Source organism: Aromatoleum toluvorans, assembly GCF_012910905.1.
GTDB lineage: Bacteria > Pseudomonadota > Gammaproteobacteria > Burkholderiales > Rhodocyclaceae > Aromatoleum > Aromatoleum toluvorans.
Genome location: NZ_WTVN01000091.1, coordinates 1 through 468, shown reverse-complemented (window position 1 = coordinate 468; position 468 = coordinate 1). Strand labels below are relative to the sequence as shown.

Sequence of the window (468 nt, the reverse complement as noted above, 5' to 3'; positions counted from 1 at the left end):
GCGCATACGGCAGCAGGCGGCGGCCGGCGCCGGTCAGCGACATGCCGCGGCTGTGCCGCTCGAACAGCGCGGTGCCGATCTCGGCCTCCAGCGCCTTGATGCGCTGGGTGACGTTGGACTGCACGGTATTCAGCTCTTCGGCGGCCCGGGTGATGCCGCCGAGCCGGGCGACCGTGGAAAAGGTGAGCAGGTCGGTCAATTCCATCTGGGACCACCGTTTCAATTTAGAGATGGCAGCGTTCTCTAGTATTCATTTTCGCAGAATGTTAGGCCCGCTTAGGCTTGGAGTCCAGAACAGCAAGTCCAGAACAGGGAGCAAGCGCATGCCGATCGGCACCGAATTGACGGCGCGTCTGGGCACCGAACATCCGATCCTGGCGGCGCCGATGGCGATGATCACGGGCAGCCGGCTGGTGAAGGCGGTGAGCGAGGCTGGCGGCTTCGGCATTCTGGGCGGCGGCTATGGTG

General features: G+C 64.3%; 2 protein-coding genes. One reads left to right on the top strand and one right to left on the bottom strand.

Going from position 1 to position 468, the window contains the following annotated elements:
• A partial coding sequence (locus GPA22_RS22435) for a LysR family transcriptional regulator (protein ID WP_169258286.1) occupies nucleotides 1–205 on the bottom strand: 205 nt, incomplete at its 3' end.
• Here GPA22_RS22435 and GPA22_RS23110 point away from each other — a divergent pair.
• On the top strand, nucleotides 153–468 hold a 316-nt coding region (locus GPA22_RS23110; protein ID WP_425483975.1), incomplete at its 3' end, for a nitronate monooxygenase. The two genes, GPA22_RS22435 and GPA22_RS23110, sit on opposite strands and share 53 nt — an antisense overlap.